Source organism: Variovorax sp. V35 (genome assembly GCF_041154465.1).
Taxonomy (GTDB): domain Bacteria; phylum Pseudomonadota; class Gammaproteobacteria; order Burkholderiales; family Burkholderiaceae_C; genus Variovorax; species Variovorax boronicumulans.
This window is the reverse complement of record NZ_AP028666.1, coordinates 1,781,635-1,808,272: the sequence shown is the minus strand read 5'-3', so window position 1 is coordinate 1,808,272 and position 26,638 is coordinate 1,781,635. Positions and strand designations below refer to the sequence as shown.

General features: G+C 69.9%; 28 protein-coding genes and 1 pseudogene. 15 read left to right on the top strand and 14 right to left on the bottom strand.

Going from position 1 to position 26,638, the window contains the following annotated elements; translation table 11 throughout:
• Positions 1 to 37: 37 nt before the first annotated feature.
• From ACAM42_RS08345 to ACAM42_RS08330, 4 genes are all read right to left on the bottom strand, one after another.
• Positions 38 to 493 (bottom strand): hypothetical protein, encoded by a 456-nt coding sequence (locus ACAM42_RS08345; protein WP_369631706.1) that lies wholly within the window; start codon positions 491 to 493, stop codon positions 38 to 40.
• Between the two features lie 83 nt (positions 494 to 576).
• Positions 577 to 1,269: a YceH family protein gene (locus ACAM42_RS08340; RefSeq protein WP_369631705.1), complete on the bottom strand. Its 693-nt coding sequence runs from the start codon at positions 1,267 to 1,269 to the stop codon at positions 577 to 579.
• 48 nt (positions 1,270 to 1,317) lie between these two features.
• Positions 1,318 to 2,043 carry a phosphodiester glycosidase family protein gene (locus tag ACAM42_RS08335; protein ID WP_369631704.1) on the bottom strand — a complete coding sequence of 242 codons (726 nt, stop codon included), beginning with the start codon at positions 2,041 to 2,043 and terminating at the stop codon, positions 1,318 to 1,320.
• 28 nt (positions 2,044 to 2,071) lie between these two features.
• Complete coding sequence (locus ACAM42_RS08330) at positions 2,072 to 3,103, bottom strand: isocitrate/isopropylmalate dehydrogenase family protein (RefSeq protein WP_062478955.1); 1,032 nt, start codon at positions 3,101 to 3,103, stop codon at positions 2,072 to 2,074.
• A gap of 226 nt (positions 3,104 to 3,329) precedes the next feature.
• Between ACAM42_RS08330 and metG the strand changes: the two genes are divergently transcribed.
• Entirely contained in the window at positions 3,330 to 5,426 is a 2,097-nt protein-coding gene (gene metG, locus ACAM42_RS08325) for a methionine--tRNA ligase (protein ID WP_369631703.1), read from the top strand.
• A gap of 20 nt (positions 5,427 to 5,446) precedes the next feature.
• Here metG and ACAM42_RS08320 read toward each other — a convergent pair whose 3' ends face one another.
• Positions 5,447 to 6,118: a GntR family transcriptional regulator gene (locus ACAM42_RS08320; RefSeq protein ID WP_062478945.1), complete on the bottom strand. Its 672-nt coding sequence runs from the start codon at positions 6,116 to 6,118 to the stop codon at positions 5,447 to 5,449.
• A 58-nt stretch (positions 6,119 to 6,176) separates the two neighbouring features.
• On the opposite strand from ACAM42_RS08320, the gene ACAM42_RS08315 reads away from it, so the two are divergent.
• Genes ACAM42_RS08315 through ACAM42_RS08300 form a run of 4 tightly spaced genes read left to right on the top strand, consistent with a single transcriptional unit; the run spans position 6,177 to position 9,356 of the window.
• Positions 6,177 to 6,932: an enoyl-CoA hydratase/isomerase family protein gene (locus ACAM42_RS08315; RefSeq protein ID WP_139700202.1), complete on the top strand. Its 756-nt coding sequence runs from the start codon at positions 6,177 to 6,179 to the stop codon at positions 6,930 to 6,932.
• Positions 6,933 to 6,974: 42 nt separating this feature from the next.
• Complete coding sequence (locus tag ACAM42_RS08310; protein WP_369631702.1) at positions 6,975 to 7,949, top strand: Bug family tripartite tricarboxylate transporter substrate binding protein; 975 nt, start codon at positions 6,975 to 6,977, stop codon at positions 7,947 to 7,949.
• On the top strand, positions 7,946 to 9,145 hold the full coding sequence (locus tag ACAM42_RS08305; protein WP_369631701.1) for a CaiB/BaiF CoA transferase family protein: 1,200 nt from the start codon (positions 7,946 to 7,948) through the stop codon (positions 9,143 to 9,145). The genes ACAM42_RS08310 and ACAM42_RS08305 overlap by 4 nt, the downstream gene beginning before the upstream one ends.
• The gene (locus ACAM42_RS08300) at positions 9,132 to 9,356 is read left to right on the top strand and encodes a hypothetical protein (RefSeq protein WP_062478924.1); all 225 of its coding nucleotides are present in this window, start codon (positions 9,132 to 9,134) and stop codon (positions 9,354 to 9,356) included. Before ACAM42_RS08305 ends, ACAM42_RS08300 begins: the two co-directional genes overlap by 14 nt.
• Positions 9,357 to 9,363: 7 nt before the next feature.
• Here ACAM42_RS08300 and ACAM42_RS08295 read toward each other — a convergent pair whose 3' ends face one another.
• Entirely contained in the window at positions 9,364 to 11,076 is a 1,713-nt protein-coding gene (locus ACAM42_RS08295; RefSeq protein WP_369631700.1) for a hydrogenase maturation protein, read from the bottom strand.
• A 134-nt stretch (positions 11,077 to 11,210) separates the two neighbouring features.
• Between ACAM42_RS08295 and ACAM42_RS08290 the strand changes: the two genes are divergently transcribed.
• Positions 11,211 to 12,884, top strand: a complete 1,674-nt coding sequence (locus ACAM42_RS08290; protein ID WP_369631699.1) for a SulP family inorganic anion transporter — start codon at positions 11,211 to 11,213, stop codon at positions 12,882 to 12,884.
• Between the two features lie 10 nt (positions 12,885 to 12,894).
• On the opposite strand, the gene ACAM42_RS08285 is transcribed toward ACAM42_RS08290, so the two are convergent.
• Positions 12,895 to 13,653 (bottom strand): LuxR C-terminal-related transcriptional regulator, encoded by a 759-nt coding sequence (locus ACAM42_RS08285; protein ID WP_369631698.1) that lies wholly within the window; start codon positions 13,651 to 13,653, stop codon positions 12,895 to 12,897.
• Between the two features lie 141 nt (positions 13,654 to 13,794).
• On the opposite strand from ACAM42_RS08285, the pseudogene ACAM42_RS08280 reads away from it, so the two are divergent.
• A pseudogene (locus ACAM42_RS08280) lies at positions 13,795 to 15,185 on the top strand (amidase).
• A 9-nt stretch (positions 15,186 to 15,194) separates the two neighbouring features.
• On the opposite strand, the gene ACAM42_RS08275 reads toward ACAM42_RS08280, so the two are convergent.
• Positions 15,195 to 15,698: a hypothetical protein gene (locus tag ACAM42_RS08275; protein ID WP_062477116.1), complete on the bottom strand. Its 504-nt coding sequence runs from the start codon at positions 15,696 to 15,698 to the stop codon at positions 15,195 to 15,197.
• A 39-nt stretch (positions 15,699 to 15,737) separates the two neighbouring features.
• Here ACAM42_RS08275 and ACAM42_RS08270 point away from each other — a divergent pair, with 39 nt between their 5' ends.
• The 7 genes from ACAM42_RS08270 (at position 15,738) to ACAM42_RS08240 (ending at position 21,331) form a co-directional block, all read left to right on the top strand.
• Positions 15,738 to 15,944, top strand: a complete 207-nt coding sequence (locus ACAM42_RS08270; protein ID WP_062477114.1) for a DUF3460 family protein — start codon at positions 15,738 to 15,740, stop codon at positions 15,942 to 15,944.
• 68 nt (positions 15,945 to 16,012) lie between these two features.
• On the top strand, positions 16,013 to 16,849 hold the full coding sequence (locus tag ACAM42_RS08265) for a ScpA family protein (RefSeq protein ID WP_056578351.1): 837 nt from the start codon (positions 16,013 to 16,015) through the stop codon (positions 16,847 to 16,849).
• Positions 16,850 to 16,869: 20 nt separating this feature from the next.
• A complete protein-coding gene (nadB, locus tag ACAM42_RS08260) occupies positions 16,870 to 18,453 on the top strand; it encodes an L-aspartate oxidase (RefSeq protein WP_369631697.1) in 1,584 nt (527 codons plus the stop codon).
• A 72-nt stretch (positions 18,454 to 18,525) separates the two neighbouring features.
• A complete protein-coding gene (panB, locus tag ACAM42_RS08255) occupies positions 18,526 to 19,431 on the top strand; it encodes a 3-methyl-2-oxobutanoate hydroxymethyltransferase (protein ID WP_307584091.1) in 906 nt (301 codons plus the stop codon).
• Between the two features lie 19 nt (positions 19,432 to 19,450).
• Positions 19,451 to 20,293 (top strand): pantoate--beta-alanine ligase, encoded by an 843-nt coding sequence (gene panC, locus ACAM42_RS08250; RefSeq protein ID WP_095949347.1) that lies wholly within the window; start codon positions 19,451 to 19,453, stop codon positions 20,291 to 20,293.
• Positions 20,290 to 20,928, top strand: a complete 639-nt coding sequence (gene queE, locus ACAM42_RS08245) for a 7-carboxy-7-deazaguanine synthase (protein WP_369631696.1) — start codon at positions 20,290 to 20,292, stop codon at positions 20,926 to 20,928. The genes panC and queE overlap by 4 nt, the downstream gene beginning before the upstream one ends.
• A gap of 40 nt (positions 20,929 to 20,968) precedes the next feature.
• On the top strand, positions 20,969 to 21,331 hold the full coding sequence (locus tag ACAM42_RS08240) for a 6-carboxytetrahydropterin synthase (RefSeq protein ID WP_369631695.1): 363 nt from the start codon (positions 20,969 to 20,971) through the stop codon (positions 21,329 to 21,331).
• A 7-nt stretch (positions 21,332 to 21,338) separates the two neighbouring features.
• Here ACAM42_RS08240 and nadA read toward each other — a convergent pair whose 3' ends face one another.
• From nadA to ACAM42_RS08210, 6 genes are all read right to left on the bottom strand, one after another.
• The gene (gene nadA / locus ACAM42_RS08235; RefSeq protein ID WP_369631694.1) at positions 21,339 to 22,454 is read right to left on the bottom strand and encodes a quinolinate synthase NadA; all 1,116 of its coding nucleotides are present in this window, start codon (positions 22,452 to 22,454) and stop codon (positions 21,339 to 21,341) included.
• Positions 22,455 to 22,460: 6 nt separating this feature from the next.
• Positions 22,461 to 23,339, bottom strand: a complete 879-nt coding sequence (gene nadC, locus ACAM42_RS08230; protein WP_095743937.1) for a carboxylating nicotinate-nucleotide diphosphorylase — start codon at positions 23,337 to 23,339, stop codon at positions 22,461 to 22,463.
• A gap of 23 nt (positions 23,340 to 23,362) precedes the next feature.
• Positions 23,363 to 24,403 (bottom strand): NAD(P)H-dependent glycerol-3-phosphate dehydrogenase, encoded by a 1,041-nt coding sequence (locus ACAM42_RS08225; protein WP_369631693.1) that lies wholly within the window; start codon positions 24,401 to 24,403, stop codon positions 23,363 to 23,365.
• A gap of 28 nt (positions 24,404 to 24,431) precedes the next feature.
• Positions 24,432 to 24,896 carry a protein-export chaperone SecB gene (gene secB, locus ACAM42_RS08220; protein WP_056578332.1) on the bottom strand — a complete coding sequence of 155 codons (465 nt, stop codon included), beginning with the start codon at positions 24,894 to 24,896 and terminating at the stop codon, positions 24,432 to 24,434.
• A 128-nt stretch (positions 24,897 to 25,024) separates the two neighbouring features.
• Complete coding sequence (gene grxC, locus ACAM42_RS08215) at positions 25,025 to 25,285, bottom strand: glutaredoxin 3 (RefSeq protein ID WP_062477087.1); 261 nt, start codon at positions 25,283 to 25,285, stop codon at positions 25,025 to 25,027.
• 20 nt (positions 25,286 to 25,305) lie between these two features.
• On the bottom strand, positions 25,306 to 25,713 hold the full coding sequence (locus tag ACAM42_RS08210) for a rhodanese-like domain-containing protein (protein WP_062477132.1): 408 nt from the start codon (positions 25,711 to 25,713) through the stop codon (positions 25,306 to 25,308).
• An 81-nt stretch (positions 25,714 to 25,794) separates the two neighbouring features.
• Between ACAM42_RS08210 and gpmA the strand changes: the two genes are divergently transcribed.
• Positions 25,795 to 26,538: a 2,3-diphosphoglycerate-dependent phosphoglycerate mutase gene (gene gpmA / locus ACAM42_RS08205; RefSeq protein WP_369631692.1), complete on the top strand. Its 744-nt coding sequence runs from the start codon at positions 25,795 to 25,797 to the stop codon at positions 26,536 to 26,538.
• Positions 26,539 to 26,638 lie beyond the last annotated feature (100 nt).

Here is a 26,638-nt window from a genome sequence, read left to right as displayed (position 1 = left end):
CCGCGAACGACGTGGAAGCCGACGATAGCCGATGGGCTCAGCGCGCCGACAACATCGACCGCAGCATCAGCAGCACCGCGCCGACGATCGGCGCCAGCGCCAGCAGCCGGCCGGGTTCGAAGGCCAACCCTGCGACAGCGCCGACAAGGCAGCCAGCCTTGACCCACATTGGCACCGCGCCCCAGCCACGCCCATGGGTCACGGCGAGCGCAACCAGGGCGACCCAGCCGAGCGCACCGCCAAGGACCGACAGCGTCCAGCTCAGCAGGTAGAACGCCGAGTCCGCGTCGCGGAACGCGAGGGCCGTGCCCAGGCCGCGCCAGGTGTGCCACCAGCCGTCGAACAGCAGGAAGCCGGTGGCCGAAGCGGCCCACCAGAAGAAGGCGTAGAGGCTGGCCACGCCGGCCAGGGCGGCGAGCCCGCCCAGCAGGCGGTGGGTGATGTCGTCGAAGGGCGCGGGGTCGCGCCAGGTGGCCGTTTGTCCGTGGTCCATGCTCGGAGCTCCATTGGTTCGCAATGGGTCCGACGGTAGGCAGCGAATGTGCGGGCTGGATGAAGCCTGTGTGAAGCGCGGTATCAGGCTGTCGGCGCGTCGGGCGCAATGCCCAGTTCCGCGCACACGCGCCCCAGCAGCGCCTTCAGCGACGCCACCTCGGTTTCGAGCCGCGCCACGTTGGCCTTGAGCGCCGCGACCTCGCCGAGCGAGTCGCCGTGCGTGGCAAACGCGCCGTCGCCCGAGGCACCCGGCCCCGCCACCTCTTCCGCCGGTGGCCCGCTCAGCAGGTGCGCCCAGCGGCTTTCGCGCGCACCGGGCAGGCGCGCCAGCTTCACCACCAGCGCGCCGGCCGGCCGTTCGGCGAGTTCGTTGAGGAAGCCCTCGACCGACGAGATGTCGGCAAAGTTGTGCATGCGGTCGCAGGCGATGCGCAGCTCGCCGGCGGTCTGGGGACCGCGCAGCATCAGCACGGTGAGCAGGATCACCGACTGCGACGGAATGCGCAGCACGCGGTCGATGTTGTGCTCGTAACGGAAGGCGCGCCCGCCGCTGGTCTCGGCCACGAGGCTGTAGCCCTTCAGGCTGTCGATGGCGGCCTGCACCTGCGACTCGCTGAGTTCGAGCACCGGGTTGCGGCTGGTCTTCTGGTTGCTACCCGACACCAGCGAATTGAGCGTGAGCGGGTAGCTGTCGGGCACGGTGCGCTGCTTTTCGGCCAGCACGCCGAGGACGCGGGTTTCGAGGAGGGACAGGACGGGCAGCGGTGTGGACATGGCGCAGGAAGAAGGAGACAGGGACAGAAGTGAAAAGGCAGCCGAGCCTCAGGGCGCCACCACGGCCAGCATCGGCCCGAGGTCGCGCACGAAGTCGTTGCGCTGCAGTGTCTTCGAATAGATCGCCGACACGGTGCCGTCGAGGTACAGCGCGTCGCGGCAATGCAGCACGTCGCGCAAGTACAGCGCGAAGTCGTAGAAGTTCACCGGCGTCTCGGCGAGGACGAAGACCGCGGTGCTGCCCGACACGCACACGCCGTTGCGGGTCTTGCGCGAATCCGAATTCGGAATGAGCGCCGGGTGCACCGCGCCGTGGCGCAGCAGCAGCGGGCCCGACTGGGTCGCCAGCTGCACACCGCCCTTCGCGGCAATCGCCGGGTATTCCGACGCCTCGACGACGCGCGGCCCCTGGGCCGTGACCAGGAACACGCCGTTGGGCTTGCGAAAGAAATTGCCGACGCCGTCGGCCAGATTCAAAGGTGCTTCCTCGCGGCCTTCGCGCACCAGAAGGCCGACGGGTGCGAAGTCGGCGTGGTACATACCGGCGTTCGCCGCGAACAGCAGTTGCTTGTTGCGCGCCTTCAGCCAGGCCTCGAGCCGGTCGAAGCGCTTGAAGGCGGCACCGGTGTCGTCGTTCAGGAACAGCGCGAGCTTGTCGGTGCGCAGGTCGACCTTGACGACGGTGTAGCGCGGCGGCGCGTCCACGGCGCCGGCGGCGGACCACGCCAGGCCGGCGAGCAGGAAGACCAGCGCAGGCAGCAGCAATTTTTTCATGCGACGACCTGGGCTGCCCTTTTCTTGCTCAGCCGCCGTTGATGCGTGCGACCAGCGCCTTCGTGAAGGCCGCCGTGCCGGCGCTGCCGCCCAGGTCGCCGGTGCGCACGTTGTCCAGGTTGAGCGTCTGGTCGATGGCGGTGCGCAGGCGCGTGGCCAGTTCGGGCCGCTTGACGTGGTCGAGCATGAGCGCGGCCGCCAGCAGCAGCGCGGTCGGGTTGGCGATGCCCTTGCCGGCGATGTCGGGCGCCGAGCCGTGCACGGCCTCGAAGATCGCGGCGTTGGTGCCGATGTTGGCGCCGGGCGCCATGCCCAGGCCGCCGACCAGGCCGGCCACGAGGTCCGAGAGGATGTCGCCGAACAGGTTGGTGGTCACCAGCATGTCGAACTGCCAGGGGTTGAGCACCAGCTTCATCGCGCAGGCGTCGATGATCACGGTGTCGAGCTCGAACTGGCCCTTGTACTTCTCTTCGTACAGGTCGAGGCCGGTCTCCAGGAAGATGCCGGTGAGCGCCTTCATGATGTTGGCCTTGTGCACCAGCGTGACCTTCTTGCGGCCGGTGGCCACGGCCGTGTCGAACGCGTATTCGAGGATGCGGCGGCTGCCCTTGCGGGTGTTGACGCCGGTGGCCATGGCCACGGCGTGCGGGTCGCCGTCGATGGGCACGTAGTGCTCGTGGCCGATGTACAGGCCCTCGAGGTTCTCGCGCACCACGGTCAGGTCGATGTTGTCGTAGCGCCCGCCCGGGATGATGGTGCGCGCGGGCCGCAGGTTGGCGTACAGCTGGAACTCCTCGCGCAGGCGCACGTTCGACGAGCGGTAGCCGCCGCCCGAGGGGGTTTCGAGCGGACCCTTGAGCGCCAGGCGGGTGCTGCGGATGCTGTCCAACGTGGCCTTGGGCAGCGGGTCGCCCGAGGCCTTGACGCCGCCCAGGCCGGCGATCTGGGTGTCCCACACGAAAGGCGCCTTCAGCGCGTCGAGCGCCGCCAGGGTCGCGTCGACGATCTCGGGGCCGATGCCGTCGCCGGGGATGAGAGTTGCGGGGATCGAGGTGGTCATCGGCGGCGGCTCACTTTCAGTAAAGAGGCTGCGAGCATACGTCGCACGGGCGACACCCCCGCGGCCTTCGGGGTCACTCCGGGTACCCCGCGGCCGAGGTGAGCAGCCCCATGGCGGCGGCCGCGGGACGGGCCGCCTAAAATGCCCGGTTCCCGGACGCGGCCCCTGGCCGCCTCCACGGGCCCCGCGCCCCTTCCGTTCGTCACTCCCGAAAGCGCCCTCCCCGATGTCCGCCCCGCGCAAGCTCTTCGTTACCACCGCCCTGCCGTATGCCAACGGCAAGTTCCACATCGGCCACATGATGGAATACATCCAGGCCGACATCTGGGTGCGGAACCAGCGAATGAATGGCGCCGACGTCAACTTCGTGTGCGCCGACGACGCGCACGGCGCGGCCATCACCATCGCGGCCGACAAGGCCGGCGTGACGCCGCAGGCCTTCGTGGCCGAGATCGCCGCGGGCCGCAAGCCCTACCTCGATGGCTACCACATCGCCTTCGACAACTGGCACTCGACCGACGCGCCCGAGAACCACCAGCTGGCGCAGGACATCTACCGCGACCTGCGCGCCAACGGCCTCATCGAGACCAAGAGCGTCGAGCAGTTCTACGACCCGGCCAAGGGCATGTTCCTGGCCGACCGCTTCATCAAGGGCGAGTGCCCCAACTGCCACTCGAAGGACCAGTACGGCGACAACTGCGAGGTGTGCGGCGCCGTGTACGCGCCCACCGAGCTGATCAACCCGTACTCGGCGCTGTCGGGTGCCAAGCCCGAGCTGCGCAGCTCGGAGCACTTCTTCTTCAAGCTGTCGGACCCGCGCTGCGAGGCCTACCTGAAGGAATGGACCGCCGCCCCCGGCCACGTGCAGCCCGAGGTGCAGAACAAGATCCGCGAGTGGCTCTACAAGGACGACGAAGGCAAGGGCGGCCTGGGCGATTGGGACATCAGCCGCGACGCGCCCTACTTCGGCATCGAGATCCCCGATGCGCCGGGCAAGTACTTCTACGTGTGGCTCGACGCGCCCGTGGGCTACCTGGCCTCGCTGAAGAACCTGCTGGACAAGCGCTGCATCGAGCTGGGCGGCGACGGCATCTCGTACACCGAGTACATGGCCGACCCCGAGCTGGAGCAGGTGCACTTCATCGGCAAGGACATCATCACCTTCCACACGCTGTTCTGGCCCGCGATGCTGCATTTCAGCGGCCGCAAGGCGCCCAACGCCGTGTACGTGCACGGCCACCTGACGGTGAGCGGCGAGAAGATGAGCAAGAGCCGCGGCACCGGCATCGACCCGCTGAAGTACCTGTCGATCGGGCTCGACCCCGAGTGGCTGCGCTACTACATCGCCGCCAAGCTCAACGGCCGCAACGAGGACATCGACTTCAATCCCGACGACTTCGTGGCGCGCGTCAACAGCGACCTCGTGGGCAAGTACATCAACATCGCCAGCCGCGCGGCCGGCTTCATCGGCAAGCGCTTCGGCGGCCAGCTGGGTGCGGTGTCGGCCGACGGCGAAACGCTGCTGTCCACGCTGCGCGCCGCAGCCACGCAGGTGCAGTCGCTGTACGACGGCCGCGACTACGCCCGCGCGCTGCGCGAGGTGATGGCGCTGGCCGACAAGGTGAACGAGTACGTCGACCAGAACAAGCCCTGGGAACTGGCCAAGAAGGAAGGCGCCGAGGCGCGCCTGCACGACGTGTGCACGGTGTGCATCGAGGCCTTCCGCCTGCTCACGCTGTACCTGAAGCCGGTGCTGCCGGCGCTGGCCGTGAACGTCGAGGCCTTCCTGAAGATCGCCCCGCTGGTCTGGGCCGACGCCGCGCAGGCGCTGCCGGCCGGCCACGCCATCGGCGACTACAAGCACCTGATGCAGCGCGCCGACCCCAAGCAGGTCGACAAGCTGTTCGACGTGCCCGAAGCCGCCGCAGCAGCACCCGTCGCCACCGAAGCGCAGGAGCTGCCCGGCGGCGAAGCCATCGCGCCGACCATCACCATCGACGACTTCGTGAAGATCGACCTGCGCATCGCGAAGATCGTGGCCTGCGAGAAGGTCGAAGGCTCGACCAAGCTGCTGCGCCTGACGCTCGACGCGGGCGAAGGCAAGACGCGCAACGTGTTCAGCGGCATCGCCTCGGCCTACCAGCCGGAGCAACTGGTCGGCAAGCTCACGGTGCTGGTCGCCAACCTCGCGCCGCGCAAGATGAAGTTCGGCGTCAGCGAAGGCATGGTGCTGGCCGCGAGCCACGGCGACGAAAAGGCCCACCCGGGCATCCACGTGCTCGAGCCCTGGGCGGGCGCGACGCCGGGCATGCGCGTGCGCTGACCCGAAGACGCAAAGAAGAACTAGCCGAACTTGTTGTTCAACACGAGGTCGGCAAACACCTTGCCGCCCACCGAGATGTGGTCGCGCATCGCCTCCGCGGCGTTGTCCGCGTGGCCTTTCAGAATCCACTCGACCACCCGTTCGTGCTCCCGCTGTGAAGCGGCGAGCCGGCCGGGCTTCTCGAACATCCGCCCACGGTAGGCCGAGATGCGCAGCCGCACGGTCTGCGCCTGCTCCACGATGAAGGGGTTGCCGCTGGCGCGGTAGATCACGTCGTGCAGCGCGGCGTTGGCCTGCTGGTAGGCCTCGGCGTCGTCCGCCTGCGCCTGGGCGGCGGTGCCGGCCAGGGCACGCAACAACTCCTCGCGCAGCGCCGGGCCGATGCGCAGCGCGGCCAGCCGCGCCAGCACGCCTTCGAGCTCGCCGAGCGCTTCCATCATCGCCACCAGTTCGTTCGCCCGCAGCTGGCGCACGTAGATGCCGGTGCGCGGAACGATGTCGACCAGCCCGCGCGCACTGAGCAGCAGCAGCGCCTCGCGCACCGGCGTGCGCGAGGTGTTGAAGCTCAGGGCCAGGGCCTTTTCGTCGATGGCCATGCCGGGCGACAGCACGCCGCCCAGGATGTCTTGTTCAAGCCGGGCGCGGATGCGGTCCTGCAGGCTGTGGGTGTCGAGGGTTTTCGCGGGTTGCATGGCGATTTGGATATTAGCTAACCTTACAGATATATCAATTCATCTGTTTGGTACATCAATGTCCCCCACCCTCGCGATCGACGGCCACGTGGCCTACCTGACGCTGCACCGTCCCCAGGCCGCCAACAAGCTCACGCCAGACGATCTTCCCGTGCTGATCCAGCATGTGGACACAGTGAACCGCACGCCCGAGGTGCTGGTGCTGGTCTTGCGCGCCGAGGGCAAGTACTTCTGCAGCGGATTTGATATATCAGAGGTGGCCGCCCAGAGCCAGACCGAGGGCCGCAGCTTCGGCGAGATGGTCGATGTGTTCGAAAACTGCCGCGCCGTCACCATCGCGGCGGTGCACGGCGGCGTCTACGGCGGCGCGACCGACCTCGTGCTGGCCTGTGACTTCCGCGTGGGCGCCCGCAGCGCCGAGATGTTCATGCCGGCCGCGCGACTCGGCCTGCACTACTACCAGAGCGGCATGGAACGCTACGTGTCGCGGCTGGGGCTGGACACGGCCAAGCGCCTCTTCCTCACCGCCGAGAAGCTCGACGGCGCCGCCATGCGCGACTGCGGCTTTCTCACGCAGCTGGTCGACGACGCCGCCGCGCTCGACGCCGAGGTGCAGCGCCTGCGCACCGTGCTCGCCGGCATGGCGCCGCTGGCGCTGCTGGGCATGAAGAAGCACCTGAACCAGATCGCGCGCGGCACGGCCGACGCCGCCGCGATCTCGCGCGAGGTGCAGCGCACCGTCGCCTCCGAAGACCTCGCCGAGGGCGGCCGGGCCTGGCGCGAGAAGCGCACGCCGGTGTTCCAGGGCCGCTGAGCGCGCCCGCCCTTCCCTACACAAGACCCAGGAGACAAACCCATGAAGCAAGAACTGCGAGCCCTCTCGTTCGCCGCCGCCGCGCTGCTGGCCTCGGCCGGCGCACTGGCCGACACCTATCCCTCGCGCCCGATCACGTTGCTGGTGGGCTTCCCCGCCGGCGGCGGCGCCGACACCGTGGCGCGCATCGTCGGCGACAAGCTGGGCAAGCTGCTCGGCCAGCCGATCGTCATCGACAACAAGCCGGGCGCCGGCACCACCATCGCATCGGACCAGGTCGCGCGCGCCGCGCCCGACGGCTACACGCTGCTGCTGGGCAGCGCCAACCTCTACGGCAGCGACAAGCTGCTCTACAAGAGCGTGAAGTACGACGGCGCCAGGAGCTTCGTGCCGATCTCGCGCTGGAGCTCCGCGCCGATGCTGCTCGCGGTGAACAAGGACGTGAGCGCCAAGACGGTGCAGGCGCTGATCGCCGAGGCGCGGCAGAACCCCGGCAAGCTGGCGTACTCGTCGTCGGGCGCGGGCGTGGTGACGCACCTGGCGGGCCTCTCGTTCGAGAAGGCGGCCGGCGTACAGATGCTGCACGTGCCGTACAAGGGCGGCGCACCGTCGATCCAGGCCGTGGCCGCGGGTGACGTGCAGCTCACCTTCGGCACGCCGCCCTCGGTGCTGCCGATGGCCCAGGGCCAGAAGCTGCGCGTGCTGGCCGTCACCTCGGGCCAGCGCTCGCCGCTCTTTCCCGACGTGCCCAGCGTGGCCGAGGCCGGCGTGAAGGGCTACGACTACACCTTCTGGTTCGGCCTCTTCGGCCCGGCCGGCCTGCCGCCGGAGGTGGCGCAGAAGCTGTTCGACGCCAGCGTGGCGGCGCTGAACGACCCCGAGGTCAAGGCGCGGATGGAGAAGTCGGGCAACGAGTCGGCGCCGTCGAAGTCGCTGGCCGAATTCCGCGCCTGGGCCCTGGCCGAAGGCGCGAAGTCGAAGGAACTCACCGAGCGCTCGGGCGCGAGCGTCGAATGACCGCGCACGCCCCCAAGGCAGGCCCGCTGCAGGGCTTCACCGTCATCGACCTCACGCGCGTGCTCGCGGGTCCGTACTGCACGCTGCTGCTCGCCGACCTGGGCGCGCGCGTCATCAAGGTGGAACAACCCGGCCTGGGCGACGACGCGCGGCAGATCGGCCCCTTCGTCGAAGGCGACTCGGCCTACTTCATGTCGGTCAACCGCAACAAGGAGTCGATCGCGCTCGACCTGAAGGCGCCGGGCGATCGCGCGGTCTTCGAGCAGCTCTTGGCCACGGCCGACGTGCTGGTCGAGAACTTCCGGCCCGGCACGATGGAAAAGCTGGGCTACGACTGGCCGACGCTGCATGCGCGCTTTCCGAAACTCGTGTTCACCTCGGTCTCGGGCTTCGGCCAGACCGGGCCGTACAGCAAGCGCCCCGCCTACGACATGGTGGTGCAGGCGATGGGCGGCATCATGAGCCTCACCGGCCATCCCGGCGCGCCGCCGACGCGCGTGGGCGTGTCGATCGGCGACCTGGGCGCCGGGCTGTACGCGGCCATCGGCACGCAGGCCGCACTGCTGCAGCGCGGGCGCACGGGCCTGGGCGACCGGGTCGACGTGGCCATGCTCGACTGCCAGGTCGCGCTGCTCGAGAACGCGATCTCGCGCATGGAGGCCGAGGGCCGCGCGCCGGGGCCGATCGGCTCGCGGCATCCGTCGATCACGCCCTTCGACGTGTTCCGCGCGGCCGACGGCTGGTTCGTGATCGCGGCAGGCAACGACGCGCTGTTCCAGCGCCTGTGCACTGCCCTCGAGCTGCCCGCGCTCGCCGGGGACGCGCGCTTTGCCACCAACCCGGCGCGCTGCCAGCACCACGAGGCGCTGAAGGGCTTGCTCGAAGAGCGCCTGTCGACCGGGCCCTGCGCGCACTGGCAGGCACTGCTGATGCAGCACAACATTCCCACCGGCGACTACAACGACGTGGCCGCGGTGGTGAACGACCCGCAGGTGCAGGCGCGCGAGATGCTGGTGCAGGTGCGCACGCAGGGCGGCCAGCCGCTCACGGTGGCGGGCAACCCGGTGCACGTCGGCGGGCTGCGCACGCAGGTGCGGCGGCAGCCGCCGCGGCTGGACCAGGACCGCGAGGCGATCCTGGCGTCGCTCGCCCGGTCCAGCGCTGCGGGTGCAGAATCCGCCCATGCAACGCAGTGACCGCCTCCGCCCCTTCGTCCTTTCCGCGCTCGGCCTCGCGAGTGCGCTGCTGCTGAGCGGCTGCGCGGTGGTCAGCGTCGCGAGCACCGCCGTGAGCGTGGGCGCCGGCGCGGTCGGCCTCGCGGCCGATGCAGCCATCGGCACCGCGCGCATCACCGGCAAGGCCGTGGGCGCGGCGGCCGACGCGGTGATTCCCGACAGCAAGGACTGACGGGCGTTCAGCGCGGCAAGCCGAGCGCCGCGAGGTGCGCAGGCGTGTGCTGCGCTTTTTCCTTGCGCACGAAGGCCGAGCGCAGCGTCGCGTGCGGCTCGGCCGGATCGAAGAAATTGCGCCGCATGTGCGCCAACTCCTCGTCGCGGTACGCCTGCAGCGGCTTGATCGCTTCGTCGCGCACACGCGCCGCCTGCTTGTCCGCCAGGCGCGCGGCCAGGTCGGGCGATGCCGCCAGTTGCGCGGCCAGCCGGCCGACCTCGTCACCCAGTTCTTCCGGCGCGGCCTGCAGCACGCGCTGCGCCAGGCCCAGCGCCACCGCGCGCTTGGCGCTCACGGGCAGCGCCGACTGCGTGAGCCGCGCGGCCTCGTCGGCGCCCACGCGACGCGGCAGGCTGTAGGTCCAGTACTCGGAGCCGTGCAGGCCCATGAGCTTGTAGTGCGGATTGAGCACCACGCCGTCGCGGCACCACACCTCGTCGGCCGCGAGCGCGAGCATCACGCCGCCGGCCGCGGCATTGCCGCCCAGCGCGGCCACCGTGAGGCGGTCGGTGGTCGTGAGCACGGCCTCGACCAGGTCGTTCATCGCGTGGATGTTGGCCCACGACTCCTCGGCCGGATCGGCCGCCGCCTCGATCACGTTCAGGTGGATGCCGTTGGAGAAGAAGTCGCGCAGCCCGCCGAGCACCAGCACCGAGGTCGGGCGGGTGCAGGCGAAGCGGTAGGCAGCCAGCAGACGCCGGCATTGCGCGGTGCTCATGGCCCCGCCCGCGAAAGAGAAGTTCAGCACGCCAACCTGCCCATGCTCGCGGTAGCGGATGTCGGTCCACGTGCGGCGGCCAGCGGGCAACTCGAGCGGCGCGGCCACCTCGGGCAGGCCGGCGGGCAGCCGCTCGCCCAGCGCCTCGACGGCCGGCAGCTTGTAGCTCGGCAGGCCGGAACCCGGCTCGCGCCAGGGCCGCAGCTGGGCGAGCCAGACCGCGCCGTCGACGGTGGCGCGGCAGACGGCGCCGGCGCGGGTGGCGATCAGTTCGCCGGGCGTGCCGCGCAACTCGTCCTCGGCATGGCCGCCGTGCAGGTACCACGGCGCGCCCAGCAGCTCGTCGAGCACGCCGGGCTGCGAATCGGCCGCGCGCAGCTGCCGCAGCACCGATTCGGTGGTCTGCGTGGCCCAGTCGATGCGGCGCTCGGCCTGCTTCATGAAGGGCCGCCAGCCGGCGGCGAGGTCGGCCGCCTTCTGCCGCTTCGGCTTGTAGGTGCCCGAGGCGAAACGCTCGACGGCCAGCAGCACGGCGTCGACGGCGGCATCGGCCACCTCGCCGCGGTACAAGTCGCTCTTGCCGGCCTGCGGCGGCACCTTCAGCGGCGACCAGGCCCAGACATCGCCCGCGTCCATCTCGGCCACGGCCTCGAGCACGGTGACGCCCCAGCTGTCGACGCCGCCCTGCAGCGTCCGGTCGAGCGAGGACGGGCCCCGGTCGCCGGGCGGGCCCGGGTGCACGATCAGGCAGGTGTGGGCGCGCCAGACGTCCTCGGGAATCGCCGTGGTCAGCATCGGCGCGACGACGAGCGCGGGCGCGTGCTGGCGCACCGCTTCGCGCAAGGCCTCGTCGTCGCCGAGCGCCAGCACAACGCCCGCGGTGTGGCCCCGGTCCTGGAGCTCGGCCAGCACGCGCTGCGTGAGGCTGTTGAACGCGCTCGCGACGAGCAGGATGTGCATGGGCGACCTCATTGACGTTTGTTTCTAAACGTCAAAAATGTATCTTTCAGCCTCGCCGCCGATAAGCTGACTGAAAGTACTCACCGCCGGGACATCGCGCGGCCGCCGCAAAGGCCGGGCCACAATGACCGCACATGTCGTCGCCGCTGAACCTCACCCGCTTTCGCCCCCGCCTGCTGGACACGATGGCCGGCTACGACCGGGGGCGGTTCCTGGGGGACCTGGGCGCGGGCGCCACGGTGGGCATCGTCGCGCTGCCGCTGGCCATGGCCTTTGCCATCGCCTCGGGGCTCAAGCCCGAGGCCGGCATCTGGACGGCGATCATCGCGGGCTTCCTGATCTCGCTGCTGGGCGGCTCGGCCGTGCAGATCGGTGGGCCGGCGGGCGCGTTCATCGTGATCGTCTACGGCATCGTCGAGCGCTACGGGGTGGCCAACCTGCTGATCGCCACCGCCTGCGCGGGCGTGCTGCTGTTCATGGCGGGGCTGTTCGGGCTCGGGCGGCTGGTGCGCTTCGTGCCGCTGTCGATCGTGGTGGGCTTCACCAACGGCATCGCAGTACTGATCCTGCTGTCGCAACTGAAAGACCTGCTGGGCCTCACGGTGGAGCGCATGCCGGCCGACGTGTTCTCGCAGCTGCACGCGATGGCGCTGCGGCTGGACACCTTCAATCCGCACGCCTTCGCGCTCGGGCTCGCCTGCGTGCTCGGGCTGCTGGCGTGGTCGCGGCTGTTTCGCGGCGACTCGGCGCTGGCGCGTGCGGTGCAGCGCGTGGGCGGGCGCTGGGTGCAGACGCGCCCGGTGCAGATCGTCGGGCGCATCCCGGGGCCGATCGTCGCGCTGGTGTCGCTCACGCTGGTGTCCTGGGGCTTCGCGCTGCCGGTGGAAACCATCGGCACGCGCTTCGGCGGCATTCCCGAGGGCGTGCCGGCCTTCGCGCTGCCCGATTTCTCATGGGAGACCGTCAAGCAGCTGGTGACGCCGACGCTGACCATCGCGCTGCTCGGCGCCATCGAGTCGCTGCTGTGCGCGCGCGTGGCCGACCAGGTCAGCGGCCAGCCGCGCCACGACCCGAACCAGGAGCTGATGGCGCAGGGCATCGCCAACCTGGTCACGCCCTTCTTCGGCGGCATGCCGGCCACGGGCACCATCGCGCGCACCGTGACCAACATCCGCTCGGGCGGCAGCTCGCCCATCGCGGGCATCGTGCATGCGGTCACGCTGCTGGTCGTGGTGCTGCTGGCGGCGCCGCTGGCGCGCCATGTGCCGCTCGCGGTGCTGGCGGGCATCCTGGTGTTCGTGGGACTGAACATGGGCGAATGGCGCGAATTCACGCCCGGCCAGCTGCGCCACTTCAGCCGCCACTACCGGCTGCTGATGCTCGGCACCTTCTTCCTCACGGTGGTGTTCGACCTCACGGTGGCGGTGCAGGTGGGCATCGTGCTGGCGTGTGCGCTCTTCATCCGGCGCATGAGCGGGCTGTTCAGCGTCGAGCTGGTGACGCTGCAGCCGCCGGTGCTCACCTACCGGCTGTACGGTGCCATGTTCTTCGGCGCGGCGGCCAAGCTCGACGAAGCAGTGAACGCCGCGGAGCGCGCGCCGCGCGGCATGACGCTGGTGCTCGACGCCACGCACCTGATCTACATCGACGCCACCGGCGTCGATGCGCTGCGGCAGCTGCACCGGGCGGTGCTGGCGCGCGACGGGCTGCTGCGCATCGAGTCGCTGCAGCCGCAGCCGCTCGAGGTGCTGGAGCGCTCGGGCTTTGCCGAGGAGCTGACCTCGGGCCGGCCGGCAACGACCTCCTAGGCGGGGCTCGTCAGGCCTGCGCGGCCTCGCCGCACACCAGCCGCGCCATCTGCACCTTGCTCGTGACGCCGAGCTTGGCGTACACCTGCCGCAGGTGGTGACGCACGGTCGCCGGGGAACTGTCGAGCCTGCGGGCCACCATCTTGTAGCTGTGGCCCTCGCCGAACAGGCGGGCCACCTCGGCCTCGCGACGGCTCAGCACCGCCAGGGCCGATACGCCGGGCGCCGGCGTCTCCCGCAGCCGCAGCGCCTGCGCCGAAACCAGGTGAGGCATCAGCAACTCCAGCAGCGCGTGCTCGCGCGCGCCGAAGCTCGCGGCTTCGCGGCCGTACAGCGACAGGTGCGTCCACCACGGCGAATCGGGCGCATGCAGCATCACGCTGAGCACGCGGTCGAGGCGATGCTCCGAAGCGAAGGCGCGCAGCGACCCCACCGGCGGCAGCTCGTGCGACGCCATCGCCATGCCATGGCCCGGTCGTGCCATCACCGCGGCCACCATCGGATCGAGGTGGCGCACACGGCACCAGTCGGCCACGAAATCCGGCGCCAGCCCGCGCGTGTGGCCGTCTCGCGGCTCGAGCCGTCCGGCGGCGAACACCGAGCGGCCGAACCAGGCGGCATCGAACGCAATGTGGCCGGCCAGCCAGTCCAGCAGCCCGCCGGCGGCCGAGGCCTCGGGCGCAGCCGCCCGCGGATACAGATCGAGCAGCAGCGCGCCGAGCTGTGCGGCCGGAATGCACGACCCCGAAGAAGAACTGCTGTGCGCCATGCGGCGCGATCTTAGGGGCCGCCCGCTCGCGGGGGGTTGCGGAGATTCCCGCATCGTTCATCTGAACGACTGCCGCTGCCGGACACCCCGCCCTACGCTGCACGGCGTTCCCACATCACACACGAACAGGACACCGTTGCCATGAACCACGCCGACTACAGCCGCCTCGACGCCACCGGGCTGGCCGAATGCATCCGCCGCAAGGACATCAGCGCCGCCGAAGCGCAGCAGTGCGCGCGCCAGGCGGCGACCGCGCTCAACCCGCGCATCAACGCCATGGCCGAGCTTTTCGACGCCCCGCTGTCGCACGACGCGCAGGGTCCGCTGGGCGGCGTGCCCTTCCTCATCAAGGACCTGGTGCTGCAGGCCGAGGGCGTGCGCTGCCAGGCCGGCAGCCGGCTGTTCGGCGACGGGCTGCCGGCTGCCGCAGACAGTGCGTTGATGGCGCGCTTTCGCCGCGCCGGCCTGGCCACGCTGGGGCGCACCTGGACCCCGGAACTCGGCTTCAACGCCACCACCGAGAGCGCCCTCGGCGGCGCGACGCGCAACCCGTGGAGCCTGGCGCACAGCGCGGGCGGCTCCAGCGGGGGCTCGGCCGCGGCGGTTCGATCCGCGTGCCCGCCGCCGCCTGTGGCCTGATCGGGCTGAAGTCCAGCCGCGGTCGCATCAGCGCCGGCCCGGGCTACGGCCAGCCGCTGATGGGCCTGGGCATGGAGGGCGTGGTCTGCCGCACCGTGCGCGACGCCGCCGCCGCGCTCGACCTCATGCACGGCCCCGAGCTGGGCGATCCGTTCCTGATGGCCGCGCCCGCGCAGCCCTACGCACAGGCCATCCGGTCGGCGCCGCGCCGGCTGCGCATCGCGGTGAGCACCCAGTTCCCGGGCACGCAGCCGGCGGCGCAACCCTGCGTCGACGCGGTGGAGGCGACGGCGCGCACGCTCGCCGGTCTCGGGCATGTCGTGGAATGGGCGACGCCGTCGTATGCGCACGAGGCCTTCTTCTCGGCCACGCGCACCTTCTGGTCCTCGTTGCTGGCGGCCGGCGTGGCGGGCGCGGCGCAGGCGCTGCAGATGCCGCTGGAGAAGGCGCTGGGCCAGGTGCAGGCCTGCACCCGCGCCACCGCCGAGCACGGGCTGCGCCTGAGCGCGCTCGACCTGGAACTGGCGCTCGCGCAGATGAATGCGGTCTCGCGCGAGGTGGCGCCCTTCTTCGCGCAGCACGACATCCTGCTCACGCCGACGATGCGCACCCCGCCCGTGGCGCTGGGCTACCTCGACCAGGACGACCCCGCGCGCGATGCGCAGGGTTACTTCGACCACCTGTTCGACTACGCGACCTTCACGCCGCTGGCCAACCTCACCGGCCAGCCGGCGATCTCGCTGCCCCTGGGGATGGCCGGCGACCTGCCGATCGGCGTGCAATGCATGGCGCCCATGGGCGACGAAGCCACGCTGCTGCAGCTCGCCGCGCAGCTCGAGCAGGCCATGCCCTGGGCCGCGCGGCGCCCGGCGCTGCACGCGGCAGCGCTGTAGGCAGCGCGCTCAGGGCGCCTCGGTGCCCCGGTCGGGCGACGACCCGCTGCGCACCACGCGCTGGTCGTCGTTCAGCGTGGCGGTGAAGACCATCGACGAATTCGGTGGCTGCACCCAGCGCCATTCCCATTCGGTCTCGCGCTTGAGCGCATAGGGCGTGACCTTGGCCGGCTTGCCCAGCAGCTTGCGCAGGTCTTCCATCATCATGCCGGGCTGCACCTTGGCGAAGTTCTCGGGCGTGAGCACCTGGCGCAGCGCGCTCATCTTGCCGTCGGCGCCGATGGTGATCATGTAGTTCTTCTGGCCCTGCGGCTGGCGGTTGAACTCCAGCACGCGGCCGTTGGGCACGTCCCAGACGTTCTCGGGTTCGCCGAAACGCGCGCGCACGTCGGCCTCGGTCGAGACGCCTTCTTCGAGTTCGCTGATGCGCTGCGGATCGCAGCCCGCGAGCCCGATCAGCGCCGCCAGCAGTCCTGCCACGAGGCCGATCCGGCCCTTCTGAAATCGTTGCATGCCGTCCCCGGTAAAATTCGAGCGATAAAGGTCCAGTCTATGTCCATCTTCCGCCGCCCCCACTACACCTCCGAGATCACGAACTTCATCGAGGAGATGAAGCAAAAGAAGCCGACGCTCGAGGCCGAACAGCGCGCCGGCCGCGCCCTGCTGTGGGACAAGCACCTCGACCGCAGCCTGCTCGAGGAGTACAGCGAAGCGCGCGTGCCGATGCAGCCGTACGTCTACCAGACCCAACCCAAGTGAATGGTGCCCACCCGGCATCCCGCCGCCCAGCCTGCGCGCACAGCTATTAAGTTGATAGCAACCGCCTCATGAGCGCAGACGAGGACAACGGCACGATCGTGGCCAGCATGCCCGAGGTCGTCGACCAGGTCGCCCTGGCCCGGCTCTACGGCGAGCCGCTGTTCGCGATGCCGAAGGACCTGTACATCCCGCCCGAGGCGCTGCAGGTCTTCCTGGAGGCCTTCGAGGGCCCGCTGGATCTGTTGCTGTACCTGATCCGCAAGCAGAACTTCAACATCCTCGACATCCCGATGGCGGGCCTGACGCGGCAGTACCTGAGCTACGTCGACGAGATCCGCCAGACGAACCTCGAACTCGCGGCCGAGTACCTGCTGATGGCCGCGATGCTGATCGAGATCAAGTCGCGCATGCTGTTGCCGCCCAAGAAGGTGGCCGACGGCGAAGAGGCCGAAGACCCGCGCGCCGAGCTGGTTCGCCGGCTCATGGAGTACGAGCAGACCAAGCTGCAGGCCGCCGCCATCAGCGCGCTGCCGACCTACGGGCGCGACTTCTGGAAGGCCCAGGTCTACATCGAGCAGTCGATCAAGCCGCGCTTTCCCGACGTCGACGTGGTCGAGCTGCGCGACGCCTGGGCCGACATCATGAAGCGCGCCAAGCTCGTGCAACACCACAAGATCTCGCGCGAAGAGCTCAACGTGCGCGAGCACATGAGCATCGTGCTGCGCCACCTGCAGGGCCAGCGCTTCGTCGAGTTCGAAAAGCTCTTCGACGTCTCGCGCGGCGTGCCGGTGCTGATCGTCACCTTCATCGCGATGCTCGAGCTCGCGAAAGAAACGCTGATCGACATCACGCAGGCCGAAGCCTTCGCCCCCATCTACGTCCGACTGGCCTACTCGCCGGCCTGACCCAACCGGTTCCCACGCCTGTGACTTCCGCCGTTCGCGACTTCGACGTCCTCATTGTCGGCAGCGGCCTTGCAGGCCTCTCCGCCGCGCTGCACCTGGCCCCCACGCACCGCGTGGCCGTGCTCACCAAGCGCGCGCTGAACGACGGCTCCAGCGCCTGGGCGCAGGGCGGCATCGCGGCCGTGCTGGCGGCGGGCGACAGCTTCGACGCCCACGTGGAAGACACGCTCGTGGCCGGCGCCGGCTTGTGCGACCCCGAGGCCACGCGCTTCGTGGTCGAGGGCGCGCCGCAGGCCATCGGCTGGCTGCGCGAACTGGGCGTGCCCTTCTCGGAAGAAAGCGGCGACCTGCACCTGACGCGCGAAGGCGGCCACAGCCAGCGCCGCATCGTGCACGTGACCGACGCCACCGGCGCGGCCGTGCAGCAGGTGCTCATCGAGCGCGTGCGCCGCACGCCCAACATCACGCTGTTCGAGCACCACACGCTGGTCGACCTGGTCACCGGCACCAAGCTCGGGCTGGCCGACCCGTCCTGCCAGGGCCTGTACGCGCTGGACGACGAGACCGACGAGGTGCTGGCCTTCCGCGCGCCGCACACCATCCTGGCGACCGGCGGCGCGGGCAAGGTGTACCTGTACACCACCAACCCCGACACCGCCACCGGCGACGGCATTGCCGCCGCCTGGCGCGCGGGCTGCCGGGTGTCGAACCTGGAGTTCATCCAGTTTCACCCGACCTGCCTGTACCACCCGCACGCCAAGTCGTTCCTGATCAGCGAGGCGGTGCGCGGCGAAGGCGGGCTGCTCAAGTTGCCCGACGGCACGCGCTTCATGCCAAAGCATGATGAACGCGCCGAACTGGCGCCGCGCGACGTGGTGGCCCGCGCCATCGACTTCGAGATGAAGAAGCACGGCCTCGACTGCGTATACCTCGACATCTCGCACCAGCCGCCCGCGTTCCTGAAGGAACACTTCCCCAACATCCTGGCGCGCTGCCTGGAGCTGGGCATCGACATCACGCGCGAGCCGATTCCCGTCGTGCCCGCCGCGCACTACACCTGCGGCGGCGTGCTCAGCGACCTGGCCGGGCGCACCGACATCCCGGGCCTGTATGCCATCGGCGAAACCGCCTGCACCGGCCTGCACGGCGCCAACCGGCTGGCCAGCAACTCGCTGGTCGAGTGCATGGTGTTCGCGCGTGCCGCGGCCGACGCCATTGCGCAGGCGCCGTCGCGCGAACGCGCCGCGCTGCCCGCCTGGGACGAAAGCCGCGTCACCGACGCCGACGAAGCCGTGGTCATCTCCCACAACTGGGACGAGCTGCGCCGCTTCATGTGGGACTACGTCGGCATCGTGCGCACCAACAAGCGCCTGGAGCGCGCGAGCCATCGCATCGCGCTGCTGCAGGCCGAGATCCAGGAGTTCTACGCGAACTTCCACGTCACGCGCGACCTGCTCGAACTGCGCAACCTGGTGCAGGTGGCCGAGCTGATCGTGCGTTCCGCGCAGGCCCGCCACGAGAGCCGTGGCCTGCATTTCAGTCGCGATTACCCTTCGCTGGCCGAGCCCACCGCACCCACCGTGCTGGTGCCGCCGGTCGACTGAGCCCACCCTTCGTCACCTTTCGATCACCCTCAGGATGCCCGGCCACCGACGCCCGCAGGGAGAAAGCCAACCATGTCGAACACCCCTACCCCACCCACCTCTTCGTCCGAAGCCCCGGCCGCCACGCCCTACGGCACGCTGCCGCCCGCCTCGCCCCTGGCGCAGCGCAAGCCCGTGAGCCTGCCGCGGCTGGCGGACATGCATGCGCGCGGCGAGAAGATCGCCATGCTCACTGCCTACGACGCCACCTTCGCGGCCATGGCCGACGCGGCCGGCATCGACTGCCTGCTGGTCGGCGACTCGCTGGGCATGGTCTGCCAAGGCCTGAACAGCACCGTGGGTGTGAGCCTGGAGGCCATGCGCTATCACACCGACAGCGTCTCGCGCGGCCTGCGCCGCGTGCAGGGCACGACCTGGCTCATCGCCGACCTGCCCTTCGGCAGTTATCAAGAATCGCGCGAGCAGGCCCTGGCCAGCGCCACCGTGCTGATGCAGGCCGGCGCGCACATGGTCAAGCTCGAAGGCGGCGGCTGGACCACCGAAACGGTGCGCTTCCTGGTCGAGCGCGGCATTCCCGTGTGCGCCCACCTGGGCCTGACGCCGCAGACCGTGCATGCGCTCGGCGGCTACCGCGTGCAGGGCAAGGGCGATACCGCCGGCGCGCTGCTCAAGCAGCAGGCCCACGCGCTGCAGGACGCGGGCGCCGCCATGCTGGTGCTGGAGATGGTGCCGGCCGCGCTGGCCGCCGAACTCACCACGGAGCTGAAACACTGCGCCACCATCGGCATCGGCGCCGGCAAGGCCACCGCGGGCCAGGTGCTCGTGCTGCACGACATGCTGGGCATCAACCTCGGGAAGATGCCGAAGTTCGTGCGCAACTTCATGGCCGACGCGCCGGGCGTGCTGCCCGCGCTGCAGGCCTACGTGCAGGCCGTGAAGAACGGCAGCTTCCCCGACGACCGCCTCCACGCCTGGTAAGCACAGAAGGACACCGACCATGTACATCGCCAAGACCATCGACGAACTACGCCAGCACCTGTCTTCCAGCCAGCGCCCCGCCTTCGTGCCCACCATGGGCAACCTGCACGAGGGCCACCTCGCGCTCGTGCGCCAGGCCAAGCCGCTGGGCGACGCCACCGTGGCGAGCATCTTCGTGAACCGCCTGCAGTTCCTGCCGCACGAAGACTTCGACACCTACCCGCGCACCTGGGACAGCGACTGCGAGAAGCTGCGCGCCGCCGGCTGCGACGTGCTGTTCGCGCCCGACGAGAAAGCGCTCTACCCCGAGCCCCAGACCTGCAAGGTGCACCCCGACCCGGCGCTGGCCGATCTGCTCGAAGGGCACTTCCGCCCCGGCTTCTTCATCGGCGTGTGCACGGTGGTGATGAAGCTGTTCCAGTGCGTGCAGCCGCGCGTGGCCGTGTTCGGCAAGAAGGACTACCAGCAGCTCATGATGATCCGCCACATGGTGCGGCAGTTCGCGCTGCCGATCGAGATCGTGGGCGGCGAGACCTTCCGCGCCGACGACGGCCTGGCGCTTTCGTCGCGCAACGGCTACCTGAGCGCCACCGAGCGCGCCGAGGCCGTGCAGCTGTCGAAGGCGCTGCGGGCCATGGCCGAGGCCGTGCGCGCCGGCGAGCGCGACGTGGCCGCCCTCGAGGCGCGCGCCATGCAATCGCTCGCGCAGCGGGGCTGGCAGCCCGACTACGTGGTGCTGCGCCGCCGCGCCGACCTGCAGGCGCCACAACCCGGCGATGCGCTCGTGGCCCTGGCCGCCGCGCGGCTGGGCAGCACGCGGCTCATCGACAACCTCGAAATCGACACCCCGCTCGCGACATGACCTACAGCGTCAAGGAAATCTTCTACACGCTGCAGGGCGAAGGCGGACAGGCCGGCATGCCGGCCGTGTTCTGCCGCTTCGCCGGCTGCAACCTCTGGACCGGCCGCGAGGAAGACCGCGACACGGCCGTCTGCCGTTTCTGCGACACCGATTTCGTCGGCACCGACGGCACGCTGGGCGGCAAGTTCAAGAGCGCCGACCAGCTCGCCGACACCATCGCCGCGCAATGGCCCGCCGGCGACACCGCGCACCGGCTGGTCGTGCTCACGGGCGGCGAGCCGCTGCTGCAGGTCGATGCGGCGCTGGTCGACGCGCTGCACGCGCGGCACTTCCGCATCGCGGTCGAGAGCAACGGCACGGTCGTCGCACCCGCGGGCATCGACTGGCTGTGCATCAGCCCCAAGGCCGGCGCGCCGTGGGTGCAGCAGCGTGGCCAGGAGCTGAAGCTGGTGTGGCCGCAGGCCGGCATCGACCTCGATGCGATGGCACGCACGGGCGAATTCACGCACCGCTTCCTGCAGCCGATGGACGGGCCCGACCGGCTCGCCAACACCGAGCTGTGCATCGCCGAATGCATGAAGCAGCCGGTGTGGCGCCTGAGCGTGCAGACCCACAAGATCACGGGCATCCGCTGACGCGGCAGCCCCTTTCAGTTTCGAGTTTCTTTTTTTGACAATGCGCTTCACCATCAGCCAACGCTTCTTCTTCGACGCCGCCCACACGCTCAAACGCGAGATCGAGGTCGAAGGCAGCCGCCGTATTCACGGCCACACGTACCACGCGGAGGTGTGGCTGGCAGGCGAGCGCGACCCGGTGACGGGCATGGTGATCGACCTGGGCCTGCTGCGCCGCCGGCTCGAAGACGTGCGCGAGCAGCTCGACCACCACCTGCTGGACGACGTGCCGGGGCTGCATCCGCCGACGCTGGAGAACCTGTGCGTGTTCATCGCCGACGCACTGCCCGACCTGCGGCCGTCGCTGGCGCGCGTGCGCGTGTGGCGCGAGGCGCTGGGCGACAGCTGTACGGTGGACTTCTAGCCGCCGGTCAGGCGGCGCCGATGCCGGCCACCAGGCTGCCCGGCGCCTGGCCGTTCTTCAGCCCGGCGGTGAACGCCAGCATGCGGTCGATCGGCACGCGCGCGCGCACGCCCAGTGCCGGATCGACGTGGATCTCACCCGCGCCGGTTTCCAGCGCGTTCGCCAGTTCGACCAGCCCGTTCATCGCCATCCACGGGCAGTGCGCGCAGCTCTTGCAGGTGCCGCCGTTGCCCGCCGTGGGCGCTTCGATGAAGGTCTTGCCGGGGTTCAGCGTGCGCAGCTTGTGCAGCATGCCGGTGTCGGTCGCGACGATGAACTCGGTCGCGTCGAAGCGCTGCGCCGCGTTCAGGATCGCCGAGGTGGAGCCCACCGCATGCGCCAGCGCGATCACGTCCGAGGGCGACTCGGGGTGCACCAGCACCTTGGCCTTCGGGTGCTCCTTCATGAGCAGCTCGAGTTCGAGCGCCTTGAATTCGTCGTGCACGATGCAGGCGCCGTTCCAGCTGACCATGTCGGCGCCGGTCTGGCGGCGGATGTAGTCGCCCAGGTGGCGGTCGGGCCCCCAGAGAATCTTCTGGCCGGCCGCGTGCAGCGCGTTCACCACGTCGAGCGCACAGCTGGAGGTGACGAGCCAGTCGGCGCGCGCCTTCACGGCCGCGCTGGTGTTGGCGTAGACCACCACGGTGCGGTCGGGATGCTCGTCGCAGAAGGCGCTGAAGGCGTCGACCGGGCAGCCCAGGTCGAGCGAGCAGTTGGCGTCCAGGTCGGGCATCAGCACGCGCTTTTCGGGCGAGAGGATCTTCGAGGTCTCGCCCATGAAGCGCACGCCCGACACCACCAGCGTGGTGGCGGCGTGGTCGCGGCCGAAGCGCGCCATCTCGAGCGAATCGCTCACGATGCCGCCGGTTTCCTCGGCCAGATCTTGCAGGTCAGGGTGCACGTAGAAGTGCGACACCATCACCGCGTTGCGCTCGCGCAGCAGGCGGCGGATGCGCTCCTTCAGCGCGACGCGCTCGTCGGGCGAAGGCTCGGGGGGCACGCGGGCCCAGGCGTGGCGCGTGTCGCAGACCGCGCCTTGCGCGGGCTGTTCGTAGTCGACATCGATGACGGAAGCGGTCGTCATGGCGGTTCAGTGGGTCAGGAAGCGCATCGAGTAGTCGATGGCCTTCACGTCCTTGGTCAACGCGCCGATCGAGATCCGGTCGACACCGGTCTCGGCCAGGGCGCGCAGGCCGTCGAGCGTGACGCCGCCCGAGATCTCGAGCACGGCCTTGCGGCTCTCGCCCACGGCGTCGTTCAGGCGCACGGCCTCGCGCAGCGTGGGCAGGTCCATGTTGTCGAGCAGCACCATGCGGGCGCCGGCGTCCAGCGCTTCCTGCAGCTGGGCCAGGGTCTCGACCTCGACCTCGACAAAGGCGGCCTGCGCGGCCACGGGTGCCACCGCGCGCAGGGCGGCGGCCACGCCACCGGCCGCGGCGATGTGGTTTTCCTTGATGAGCACCGCGTCGTACAAACCGATGCGGTGGTTCAGCCCGCCTCCCGTGCGCACCGCGTACTTCTGCGCCAGGCGCAGGCCCGGCAGGGTCTTGCGGGTGTCGACGATGCGGGCACGGGTGCCCTTCACAGCGTCGGCGTACAGCGCGGTCTTGGTGGCGACGGCGCTCAGCAGCTGCAGGAAGTTGAGCGCGGTGCGCTCGGCCGTCAGCAGCGCGCGGGCGCCACCTTCGATTTCGAGCACGGGCTGGTCGGCGGCGCAGCGCTGGCCCTCGCCGCACAGCCAGGTGATGCGCGCCTGCGGATCGAGCCGCCGCACGGTGGCCTCGACCCAGGGCGCGCCGCACACCACGGCGGTTTCGCGCGCGAGCACGCGGGCATGGGCGGTGCGGGAGGCGTCGACCAGCGAGGCGGTCAGGTCGCCGTCGGCGACGTCTTCCTGCAGGGCGCGGGCGACGTCGGACTCGGCCAGCGCGGCGACGGCCGACGCCGAGAAATCAAAGCGAGGGCTCATGTCTCTGGAATCTCTAATCTTCTTCAGGAGGAATGGCGCGAGGCCGGGCCGGCGGGCGGCTGCACCGACTCGGGCACCGGGTCGCGCCCGGTCAGCGCCGCGACGGCGTCGCGCGGGCTCACCTGGCCGTCGAGCAGCGCGACCACGCCTTCGGCGATGGGCATCTCGATGCCCAGCCCGCGCGCGCGCTGCACCACGGTGCGGGCGCAGTACACGCCCTCGGCCACGTGGCCCAGCGAATCGACGGCCTGCGCCAGCGTGCGGCCCTGGGCCAGCAGCAGCCCGACCTTGCGGTTGCGCGACAGGTCGCCGGTGGCGGTCAGCACGAGGTCGCCCAGGCCCGACAGGCCCATGAAGGTGTCGGCGCGGGCGCCGAGCGCCAGGCCGAAGCGGGTCATTTCAGCCAGGCCGCGGGTGATCAGCGCCGCGCGGGCGTTGAGCCCGAGCGCGAGGCCGTCGCACAGCCCGGTGGCGATGGCGAGCACGTTCTTCACGGCGCCGCCGACTTCGACGCCGACGATGTCGTCGTTGGCGTACACGCGCAGGGCCGGGCCGTGGAAGGCCTCGACCAGCGCATCGCGCACGCCGGCGTGCGGGCTGGCGGCCACCAGCGCGGTCGGGCGCCCTTCGGCGACCTCCTGCGCAAAGCTGGGGCCGCTGAGCACGCCCGCCTTCAATTCAGGGGCGACCTGGGCCCAGATCTCGTGGGCGAGCAGGCCGTAGGCGGTAGGAGAGGCATCGAGCGCGGGCTCGACGCCCTTGCACAGCCACGCCACCTGGGCGCTGGTGCCGCGCAGGGCGATCAGTTGGTCGCGCAGGGCGGCCATGGGCGTGGCGACGATGACGAGGTCGGCCCCGGCCTGCGCCTGGGCGATGTCGCCCGCGCGCACGGCCAGCGAGGCCGGCAGGGCCAGCCCGGGAAGGTAGCGGGTGTTTTCACGCGCGGCCGACATGGCGTCGGCCTGGGCGGCGTCGCGCGCCCAGAGGGTGACCTCGTGGCGGGCCGCCGCGTTGACTGCGACGGCCGTGCCCCAGGCACCGGCGCCATGAACGCAGATCTTCATCGTGCGCTGGCGGCGTCGTGCGGCCGGTTTACTGGGCCAGGGTGGGGGCAGCCTGGCCGGCGGCCTGGGCTTGCTGCTGCTCGTACATGGCCTGGAAGTTGATTTCGGCCAGGTGCACGGGCGGGAAGCCGCCGCGCTGGATCACGTCGGCCACGTTGCCGCGCAGGTACGGGTAGACGATCTGCGGGCAGGCGATGCCCAGGATCGGGCCCATCTGGTCTTCCGGCAGGTTGCGGATCTCGAAGATGCCGGCTTGCTTGGCTTCGACCAGGAACACGGTGCGGTCTTCGATCTTGGTCTGCACGGTGGCCGACACGGTGATCTCGAAGATGCCGTCGGCCACGGGCTGGGCGTCCACGCCGAGCTGGATGTCGACGGTGGGCTGCGTCTGCTCCAGCAGGATCGCGGGCGAGTTGGGTTGTTCGAGCGACAGGTCCTTGAGGTAGACGCGCTGGATCTGGAACACGGGATCTTGGGCTTGCTGGTCGGCCATGGCTGAACTTTCGAGGATCAAAACAATGCCCGCCGGGGAGAGGGTCCCGCAGCGGGCTGCAGATGAGGGAACAAACGATTATCGCCCGACGGCCCGCGCACTTTCGTGACGCCCGGCCGCGCGGAGCTTCAGGCGCCTTGCAGCAGCGGGACCAGGCCGCCGCGGCTGTCCAGGGCCATGAGGTCGTCGCAGCCGCCCACGTGGGTGTCGCCGATGAAGATCTGCGGCACCGTGCGGCGCTGGGTGATCTCCATCATGGTGGTGCGGGCTTGCGGGTCGGTGTCGATGCGGATCTCTTCGATCTGCTCGACGCCCTTGGCCTTGAGGATCTGCTTTGCACGCGTGCAGTACGGGCAGACGGCGGTGGTGTACATCTTGACGGCTTGCATGCGCTCTACCTTGGGAACAATCAGGCTTTTTCAACCGGCAGGTTAGCCTCTTTCCAGGCCTTGAGCCCGCCAGCGACGGCTTGGGCCTGCTCGTAGCCGAGCTTCTTGGCCGTGGCCACGGCGCGCTGGGCGCGGGCGCCGGTGGCGCACACCAGCAGCAGCGGCACGTTCTTGTTCTTGACCGTGCTGGCCAGCTTCTCGTCCAGCAGGTTCAGGGGCACGTTCTTGGCGCCGATCATGTGGCCGGTCGCGAATTCTTCGGGTTCGCGCACGTCGACCAGCACCGCGCGTTCGCGGTTGATGAGCTGCACGGCGCCCTGGGCCGTGAGCGTGCCGCCGCCCGCACCCCGGAGCATCGGCCAGGCCAGCATGCCGCCCGAGGTGAGCGCCATCAGGATCAGCATCCAGTTCGCGGTGACGAATTCGATCAATTTCACGGGGGTTCCTTGGATGGCAAACCCGGGATTTTAGAATGCTGGTTTTCCCACGCGCTGCCAAAGGCCTCCGACATGCACAAACTGGTACTGATCCGCCACGGCGAATCGACCTGGAACCTCGAAAACCGCTTCACCGGCTGGACCGACGTCGACCTGACCGAAACCGGCGTCGAGCAGGCCAAGCAGGCCGGCCGGCTGCTCAAGGCCGAGGGCTACGACTTCGACGTGGCCTACACCAGCGTGCTCAAGCGCGCCACCCGCACCCTCTGGCACACGCTCGACGAACTCGACCGCACCTGGCTGCCCGTGGTGCACTCCTGGCGCCTGAACGAACGCCACTACGGCGGCCTGCAGGGCCTGAACAAGGCCGAAACGGCCAAGAAGTACGGCGACGAGCAGGTGCTGGTCTGGCGCCGCAGCTACAGCACCCCGCCGCCGCCGCTGGAAGCCGACGACCCGCGCAGCGAGCGCTCCGACGTGCGCTACGCCAAGCTGGCGCCCGAGCAGATCCCGCTGACCGAATGCCTGAAGGACACGGTGGCGCGCGTGCTGCCGTTCTGGAACGAGTCGATGGCCCCGGCCATCCGCACCGGCCGCCGCCTGGTCGTGGCCGCACACGGCAATTCGATCCGCGCGCTGGTGAAGTACCTGGACGGCATCTCGGACGACGCCATCGTCGGCCTGAACATCCCGAACGGCATCCCGCTCGTGTACGAGCTGGACGACGACCTCAAGCCCCTGCGCCACTACTACCTGGGCGATGCCGCGGCCGCCGAAAAGGCCGCCGCCGCGGTGGCTTCGCAGGGCAAGGGCTGAAGACGTAAGCAAAAGAAGAAAACCCCGCCTGCCGGTTCCTCCGTGGAACCCCGGCAGGCAATTTGCTTCCAAGCTGTGTATATTGGTTCGACAGCCGTCG

Bases quoted from the DNA above. Each gene is read 5' to 3' on its own strand.
- ACAM42_RS08345 (WP_369631706.1), bottom strand. From the start codon at position 493: ATGGACCACGGACAAACGGCCACCTGGCGCGACCCCGCGCCCTTCGAC.
- ACAM42_RS08340 (WP_369631705.1), bottom strand. From the start codon at position 1,269: ATGTCCACACCGCTGCCCGTCCTGTCCCTCCTCGAAACCCGCGTCCTC.
- ACAM42_RS08335 (WP_369631704.1), bottom strand. From the start codon at position 2,043: ATGAAAAAATTGCTGCTGCCTGCGCTGGTCTTCCTGCTCGCCGGCCTG.
- ACAM42_RS08330 (WP_062478955.1), bottom strand. From the start codon at position 3,103: ATGACCACCTCGATCCCCGCAACTCTCATCCCCGGCGACGGCATCGGC.
- metG (WP_369631703.1), top strand. From the start codon at position 3,330: ATGTCCGCCCCGCGCAAGCTCTTCGTTACCACCGCCCTGCCGTATGCC.
- ACAM42_RS08320 (WP_062478945.1), bottom strand. From the start codon at position 6,118: ATGCAACCCGCGAAAACCCTCGACACCCACAGCCTGCAGGACCGCATC.
- ACAM42_RS08315 (WP_139700202.1), top strand. From the start codon at position 6,177: ATGTCCCCCACCCTCGCGATCGACGGCCACGTGGCCTACCTGACGCTG.
- ACAM42_RS08310 (WP_369631702.1), top strand. From the start codon at position 6,975: ATGAAGCAAGAACTGCGAGCCCTCTCGTTCGCCGCCGCCGCGCTGCTG.
- ACAM42_RS08305 (WP_369631701.1), top strand. From the start codon at position 7,946: ATGACCGCGCACGCCCCCAAGGCAGGCCCGCTGCAGGGCTTCACCGTC.
- ACAM42_RS08300 (WP_062478924.1), top strand. From the start codon at position 9,132: ATGCAACGCAGTGACCGCCTCCGCCCCTTCGTCCTTTCCGCGCTCGGC.
- ACAM42_RS08295 (WP_369631700.1), bottom strand. From the start codon at position 11,076: ATGCACATCCTGCTCGTCGCGAGCGCGTTCAACAGCCTCACGCAGCGC.
- ACAM42_RS08290 (WP_369631699.1), top strand. From the start codon at position 11,211: ATGTCGTCGCCGCTGAACCTCACCCGCTTTCGCCCCCGCCTGCTGGAC.
- ACAM42_RS08285 (WP_369631698.1), bottom strand. From the start codon at position 13,653: ATGGCGCACAGCAGTTCTTCTTCGGGGTCGTGCATTCCGGCCGCACAG.
- ACAM42_RS08275 (WP_062477116.1), bottom strand. From the start codon at position 15,698: ATGCAACGATTTCAGAAGGGCCGGATCGGCCTCGTGGCAGGACTGCTG.
- ACAM42_RS08270 (WP_062477114.1), top strand. From the start codon at position 15,738: ATGTCCATCTTCCGCCGCCCCCACTACACCTCCGAGATCACGAACTTC.
- ACAM42_RS08265 (WP_056578351.1), top strand. From the start codon at position 16,013: ATGAGCGCAGACGAGGACAACGGCACGATCGTGGCCAGCATGCCCGAG.
- panB (WP_307584091.1), top strand. From the start codon at position 18,526: ATGTCGAACACCCCTACCCCACCCACCTCTTCGTCCGAAGCCCCGGCC.
- panC (WP_095949347.1), top strand. From the start codon at position 19,451: ATGTACATCGCCAAGACCATCGACGAACTACGCCAGCACCTGTCTTCC.
- queE (WP_369631696.1), top strand. From the start codon at position 20,290: ATGACCTACAGCGTCAAGGAAATCTTCTACACGCTGCAGGGCGAAGGC.
- ACAM42_RS08240 (WP_369631695.1), top strand. From the start codon at position 20,969: ATGCGCTTCACCATCAGCCAACGCTTCTTCTTCGACGCCGCCCACACG.
- nadA (WP_369631694.1), bottom strand. From the start codon at position 22,454: ATGACGACCGCTTCCGTCATCGATGTCGACTACGAACAGCCCGCGCAA.
- nadC (WP_095743937.1), bottom strand. From the start codon at position 23,339: ATGAGCCCTCGCTTTGATTTCTCGGCGTCGGCCGTCGCCGCGCTGGCC.
- ACAM42_RS08225 (WP_369631693.1), bottom strand. From the start codon at position 24,403: ATGAAGATCTGCGTTCATGGCGCCGGTGCCTGGGGCACGGCCGTCGCA.
- secB (WP_056578332.1), bottom strand. From the start codon at position 24,896: ATGGCCGACCAGCAAGCCCAAGATCCCGTGTTCCAGATCCAGCGCGTC.
- grxC (WP_062477087.1), bottom strand. From the start codon at position 25,285: ATGCAAGCCGTCAAGATGTACACCACCGCCGTCTGCCCGTACTGCACG.
- gpmA (WP_369631692.1), top strand. From the start codon at position 25,795: ATGCACAAACTGGTACTGATCCGCCACGGCGAATCGACCTGGAACCTC.